This is a genomic window from uncultured Campylobacter sp. (assembly GCF_937997595.1).
GTDB lineage: Bacteria > Campylobacterota > Campylobacteria > Campylobacterales > Campylobacteraceae > Campylobacter_B.
The window spans coordinates 1-6,787 of sequence record NZ_CALKTS010000150.1 but is presented as its reverse complement, the minus strand read 5'-3'; the positions used below and the strand labels follow the sequence as shown (position 1 = coordinate 6,787).

General features: G+C 48.9%; 5 protein-coding genes. 1 reads left to right on the top strand and 4 read right to left on the bottom strand.

Annotation, left to right across the window (positions count from 1 at the left end; translation table 11 throughout):
• Window positions 1-617: 617 nt before the first annotated feature.
• The 4 genes from Q0614_RS05370 to Q0614_RS05355 are packed head-to-tail and all read right to left on the bottom strand — an operon-like array spanning window position 618 to window position 5,694.
• Complete coding sequence (locus Q0614_RS05370) at window positions 618-1,607, bottom strand: methionine ABC transporter ATP-binding protein (RefSeq protein ID WP_298787066.1); 990 nt, start codon at window positions 1,605-1,607, stop codon at window positions 618-620.
• Between the two features lie 43 nt (window positions 1,608-1,650).
• Window positions 1,651-2,637: a diaminopimelate dehydrogenase gene (locus Q0614_RS05365; protein ID WP_298787064.1), complete on the bottom strand. Its 987-nt coding sequence runs from the start codon at window positions 2,635-2,637 to the stop codon at window positions 1,651-1,653.
• A 58-nt stretch (window positions 2,638-2,695) separates the two neighbouring features.
• A complete protein-coding gene (locus Q0614_RS05360) occupies window positions 2,696-2,842 on the bottom strand; it encodes a hypothetical protein (protein ID WP_297880516.1) in 147 nt (48 codons plus the stop codon).
• Between the two features lie 41 nt (window positions 2,843-2,883).
• Window positions 2,884-5,694, bottom strand: coding sequence for a valine--tRNA ligase (locus tag Q0614_RS05355; RefSeq protein WP_298787062.1), 2,811 nt, complete (start codon window positions 5,692-5,694; stop codon window positions 2,884-2,886).
• A gap of 235 nt (window positions 5,695-5,929) precedes the next feature.
• Between Q0614_RS05355 and Q0614_RS05350 the strand changes: the two genes are divergently transcribed.
• Window positions 5,930-6,706, top strand: a complete 777-nt coding sequence (locus Q0614_RS05350; RefSeq protein WP_298787060.1) for a MetQ/NlpA family ABC transporter substrate-binding protein — start codon at window positions 5,930-5,932, stop codon at window positions 6,704-6,706.
• The last annotated feature ends 81 nt before the right edge of the window (window positions 6,707-6,787 follow it).

The window sequence follows — 6,787 nt, the reverse complement described above, 5'->3', positions numbered from 1 at the left end:
TATAATGCCACGGCTCGGTCATTAAATTTAAAACGCCGCGCGAGTCTTTAAATTTGTGGCATCGCGCGAGCTTTTGAATTCGCCATGCCGCGTAAGCCCTTAAATTTAGTGCGGCGCGTGAATTTTTAAATCCACTAACCACGGCGGTTAATAATTCTAAATCGCCCTTCGCCGCAGGCATTGCTGCCGATAAAATTTAAAGCACAAATTTTAAATTTTAAAGTCACGACCGCACCAAAGCAAAATCTTGCGCTTTGAAATTCCGCGCACGGCGAAGCAATTTAAAATTTCATGCTTCAACGCACCGCGCAGAGATATAAAATTAAAATTTCACGCCTTAAACGCCAGAATGAAATTTTCATACTGAACCGCACCATCCGCGTCTCAGTACTACCCGCGCGACGAAATTTAATGCGCGTAATGCAAGTGCGGCGGATTTTAACGCCCGCGCGCATCGCTCATGCTCTTCGGCGCTCTTATAAATTTAAATTTCAGATACCGCCCATAAATTTTATCCAGCGCAAGCGCGCAAAAAAGTAAAATTTAACGCCTGCAAAAGGTGGCAACGCCGCGCTGCCTGGTGCTGCGAGCGATAGAAAAAATATTAAATTTCACGCCTACGAAATGGCGTGATCTTTGATCTCATCCTCGCTTACGATCTCGTAGATTACGCCCGCCTTTTTGATAAACTCCTCCACGCGCGCGACGTGTGCGGGCTCTACGTTGATAACGAGGCTTCCGACGACGTTTTTATCAAGCCGCTCGAGCTTGCCCCAGACGATGTTAAAATTTATCTCCAAAGCGCGCGCCATATGCGTGATCACGCTGTCAAACGCAACCGCGGGCGGGAAAAAGAGCCTGATATTCACGCCGCTTGCGGGCAGCACCTCCTCCTCGCCCAAAAACTCCTTCATATTCTCATCCGGGTGCAAAAACAGCGAGACGATATCGCCCGAGTTGCTCACGCGCCCGCCCTTAAGCAGGATCGCGCGCTGCGCGATGCCCTTTACGACCTCCATCTCATGCGTGACGAGCACGATCGTAATGCCCAGCTCGCGATTGATGCGGCGCAGAAGCGATAAAATTTGCGCGGTGGTGTTGGGATCAAGCGCCGAGGTCGCCTCGTCGGATAGCAAAATTTTAGGGCTTAATGCAAGCGCACGCGCAATCGCCACGCGCTGCTTCTGTCCGCCGCTAAGCTCGCTGGGGTAGGCGTTTGCTTTATCCGCAAGCCCCACGAGCTCCAAAAGCTCGGCAACGCGGCGCTTCGTGTGATCCTCGGGATGGCCCCAAAACGCAAGCGGCGTAGCGACGTTTTGCGCGACGGTGCGGCGGCTCATAAGCGCGAAGTGCTGAAAAATCATACCGATATTTTTACGTAGCTCACGAATCTGAGCGGCGCTTAGCTCTCTTACCTCCCTGCCCTCTACTTTGAGGCTTCCTTTTTGATAGTCCTCAAGCCCATTTATGCAGCGCAGCAGCGTACTTTTACCCGCGCCGCTGTGGCCGACGATGGCGAAAATTTCGCCCTGTTTTACCTCCAGACTCACATCGTCGATCACGCAGGTTTTGCCGTAAAATTTCTTTAAATTTTCTATCTTTATCACTCAGATTTCCTCGTTCATAATTCCGCCGAAACGCCCCAGAAATTTATAAAATTTCGCGCCTTAGCTCATCTGCGCTCTTTGGCGAAAGAAGCGCCGGAGCGATGTCAAACACGCTAAATGCGCCACTCTCACCTCTTTGTGCCAGACGATACGCCGCACGGGCGTAGGCTACGAGCACACTTGCGGTAAATTCCGGATTTGAGTCAAGCTTTAGCGAAAACTCGATCAGATGTTTATTTTCGCCGTGCTCGCCCGTCGCTCCGCTTCGCAGGACGAAGCCGCCGTGAGGGATGCCGCCGTGCTCTTTTTTAAGCGTCGCAAGATCTATGAAATGCACGCTCGTGTCGTAATCGGCGAAGTAATTCGGCATCGTTTTTATCTCTTTTTCTATGCGCGCTTTATCGGCGCCCTCTTCGGCTACGACGTAGCACTCGCGCAAGTGTTTTTCGCGCGTGCTAAGTTTTGGGTTTTCGCCCGCACGGACTCGTTCCAAGGCGCTTTCTATCGGCACGGTGTATTGGCGTGCGTCCACGACGCCCTCGATCCTGCGGATGGCGTCTGAGTGGCCTTGGCTTACGCCTTTACCCCAAAATGTGTAGCTGCTGCCGTTTTCTAGCACGCTCTCGCCAAATAGGCGGCTTAGCGAAAACAGACCCGGATCCCAGCCAACGGCGATGATACCTACGTTTCCACCTTTTTTAGCTGCGGCGTCTACCGCGGCGAAGTGCTCAGGTATTTTTGCGTGCGTATCGAAGCTATCTACGACGTTAAAGCTCCGCGCAAACTCGGGCGTCTGAGTCGGCAGATCCGTCGCGCTACCGCCGCAAAGCACCAAAACGTCGAATTCGCCCTTGTGCGATAAAATTTCATCCGCGCTAAACACAGGCGCGCCGCATGTTTGCACGCTGTGCGGCTCGCGGCGAGAAAACACCGCCGAAAGCTCTAAATCCTTACTATTTCGAGCGGCAAGCTCCACGCCGCGACCCAAATTTCCATATCCTAAAACCGCTATTTTTATTTTTTCGCTCATTTTTTACCCTTCAAATTTTAAAATTTAGCGCGTAAAACGGCGCGCCGCCGATGAAATTTTACCTCAGTAGGAAATAATAAATCACGTATAACCAACTTAAAAATCCGTGGATTATCGCCCACATTATGCTTTTATTGACTCCCCATGATAGTGCGACGGCTATGACCGTGCCTAAAGTAAATCCACCGATACTACCCTTTGACATATTTTTCTCCTTAATTTAAAATTTTGGCTCAAACGAGCGGGCTACTCGCCAAACGCCTTTAGTTCGTCGCATACTTTAGCAAATTTTTCCTGCGCGCTTTGCAACCCTTCGCGGTTTGCGGCGACGACGTCAGCCGGCGCGGAGGAGATAAATTTTTCATTGCCAAGCATTGCAGAGAGCTTTTCGATCTCTTTTCGTAGCTTCGTTTTCTGAGCATTAAGGCGCGAAATCACGCCGCTAAGATCGACCCCCTCAAGCGGTACGAAAGTTTCTAGGCTCTCGCTTACGTCGCGGGCGGAATTTGCGATATTTTGCTGCGTAAATTCCACTTCATCGACCTTGGCAAGCGTTTTGATGTAGTCCGCGGCGGCGCTTAGATCGACTGCGGATTTGACGTAGGCTTTGGCTACGCGCGCATTGCCGAGCTCGATCGTCGCCTTTGCGCGGCGAATGCTAACGATCGCTTCGATAACGAGCGAAAATAGCTCCTCGATCCGCTCGTCGCGCTCGCCAGGATGTGGGTATCTCATCACCATGATGGAGCGCGCGTCTTGCAGCTTCGTGCCGCTTAGCTCCTGATACAGATACTCGCTTAGAAACGGCATAAACGGGCTTAGCAACTTCATCGCTTCTTTAAAAATCATCCCCAGCTCGCCGATTGCGGCCTTGTCCGCCTTGCTAAGCTCGATGCCCCAATCGCAAAACTCGTCCCAAAAAAACTTATAAAGCTCGGTCGCAGCGTCGTTGAAGCGGTAAGTATCTAGGCTCTCGCGCACGGAATTTACGCAGCAGTTAAAGCGCGAAAGCATATATTTACCGAGGCTCGTTTTGATCTGTGCAGCGTCTAAATCATCGAATTTAGAAGCGTTTAAAAGCAAAAATTTGCTCGCATTATAGAGCTTATTCGTAAAATTTCGATATATCAAAAGCTTATCGTCGCTAAGGCGCAGATCGCGCCCCTGCACGCACAAAATCGTAAGCGTAAAGCGCAAAATATCGGCGCTAAATTCATCGATTTTTAACAGCGGATCGACTACGTTTTTGCTCGATTTGCTCATCTTTTTACCGTCTTTGTCCTTAACCAAGGCGTGCAGATAAATGTCGCGAAACGGCAGATCGCCCATGGCGTTTTGGCACTGAAACATCATGCGCGCGACCCAGAAAAACAAAATGTCAAAGCCCGTAATCAGCATGGTATTTGGATAAAATTCACTCAAATCCTCCTCAAACCACTTCTCGTTTTTCAGCGCCTCGCCATTGCCCCAGCCAAGCGTGCTGATCGGCCAAAGACCGCTTGAAAACCACGTATCAAGCACGTCGGGATCTTGAGTAAAATTTTTGCCGCCGCATTTTGGGCAGACATCGGGGCTCTCTCGCTCTTCCGCCCACTGATGGCCGCAGTCGCAGTAAAACACGGGAATTCTATGCCCCCACCACAGCTGGCGGCTGATGCACCAGTCTTTCAGCTCGCGCATCCAGGCGTTGAAGCTATTGATCCAGTGCTTCGGGAAAAATTCCGCCTCGCCGGAATTTACTTTGGTAATTGCTTCTTTTGCGATATCTGCGCGCACGAACCACTGCTGCGAGATATACGGCTCGACGACGTTTTTGCAGCGGTAGCAGTAGCCGACTTGATTTTCGTAGTCCTCGATTTTTTCGATATAGCCCAGCCTCTCAAGCTCCGCTACGATCTGCTCGCGCGCGGCAAGTCGCTCTAGGCCTTTGAATTTACCGCACTGCTCGTTTAAAATTCCTTTTTCGTCAAAAACGGTGATAAAGCCCAGCTCGTGGCGCTTGCCTATCTCGTAGTCGTTGGTATCGTGCGCGGGCGTGACCTTCACGGCGCCCGTTCCGAAGCTCATATCGACGTATTCGTCGGCGATGATCTCTATCTCGCGGCCGATTAGCGGCAGTACGACTTTTTTACCAATCAAATTTTTATAGCGTTCGTCCACTGGATTTACCATTACGGCGGTGTCGCCGAAGTAAGTCTCTGGGCGCGTAGTCGCCACGACTATGTAGTTGCGGCTCGTCTCGCGCGAATCTTTGCAAGAGTTTGAATTTTGCTCGCTTGATGAACTATTTGTTCTATCTGCACTCGCAAAATTCTGCGCAACTTGCAAATCTTCATCACGATACTTTGCCTCGTCATTTTGAGTTAAATTTGAAACAGAATTTTTATTTAAATTTGATGCTCGGCATCCATTTAAATTTGATAAATTTTGCTCGTCCGCAAAGTAGTAGCGCAGATGATAAAGTTTGCCCTTGTTTTCCTTGTGCTCGACCTCCACGTCGCTTAGCGCGCCGTCGTGCGTGCACCAGTTTACCATGTAGTTTCCGCGCACAATGAGCCCAGCGTCGTATAAGCTTACGAAGGCTTTGCGCACGGCGTTTTTAAGCCCTTCGTCCATCGTAAAGCGCTGTCTGCTCCATGCAGGCGTGATGCCAAGACGCTTCATCTGCTTTACGATCTGCCCGCCGCTTTGCTCCTTCCAGCGCCAAACGTGCTTTAAAAACTCCTCACGCCCTATCTCTTCTTTTTTGATCCCTTGCGTCAAAAGCTCGCGCTCGACGACGTTTTGCGTCGCGATGCCTGCGTGGTCTAACCCCGGCTGCCAAAGCGTGCGGTAGCCGTCCATTCGCTTGTATCGCGTCATGATATCTTGCAAGGTAAAAGTGAGCGAATGCCCGATATGAAGCACTCCGGTGACGTTTGGAGGGGGCATCATAATGCAAAAGTTTTTGCCTTTTTGCTGGATATCTTTATTGCCGTCGATCTCGAAATAACCGCGCTGCTCCCAAATTTTATAAAAGCTCTCCTCTACGGCTTTCGCGTCGTAAAAATCTGCCATTTTCAGCCTTTTTTTAAAATTTTAGATTTTGCGATTTTAGCGGAATTTATGTAAAGCGCTCATTAAAATGGCGATACTATATAGATAATAGATTAAAGTATAGTATTTCAATATATCTATAAGTATTGATTTTTAAAGGATTTTGTATAAAATTTTAAAAAATCATATAAAAACGCTTGACATTAAAAATTCTACCTGCTATAATACCGCGAAATTTTAACCAAAAGGATTAAATATGAAGAAATTTCTTCTCGCTTCGCTTCTTAGCGCCAGCGTCGTCAGCTTCGCTCTTGCCGAAAAAATCGTAGTCGCCGCTACTCCGATACCGCATGCCGAAATTTTGGAGCAGATCAAGCCCGATCTAAAAGCCCAAGGCTACGATCTTGAGGTCAAGGTTTTCAATGACTACGTAACCCCGAACCTCGCTACCGATAGCGGCGATGTCGATGCCGGATTTTTTCAGCACGTGCCGTATATGGTGGAATTTAACGCCAACAAAGGCACAAAATTAAAAGCGACCGTGGGCGTGCATTTAGAGCCGATGGGCATCTACAGCCATAAGATTAAAAATTTAAAAGATCTTAAAAACGGCGCCAAAGTTGCCGTGCCGAACGACCCGACTAACGAAAGTCGCGCGCTAGATCTACTCGTAGCCGCAGGGCTCATCGAAGTTGATCAAAGCGCCAAGCTCCGCACGCCGCTAGATGTAACGAAAAACCCTAAAAATTTAGAAATTTTAGAGCTTGAGGGAGCCGCACTTCCACGCACTTTAGGCGATGTCGATATTGCGGTTATCAACTCAAATTTCGCCTTTAACGCAAATTTAAACCCGATCAAAGATTCGCTGTTTTTAGAAAAGGCGGAGGGCAACCCTTACACCAATGTCATTAGCGTTAAGGAGGGTAACGAAAACAGCCCTAAGATCAAGGCGCTGGATAAAGCGATCCAAAGCGAGAAAGTGAAGAAGTTTATCGAGACGCAATATAAAGGCGCAATCATCCCATCGTTTTAACCCTTGCTCTTTTTAAAATTCGGCGCAGGATTCGCGCCGAATTTGCTAGTATTCGCTATTTTATTTACTATCTTTTTTTAT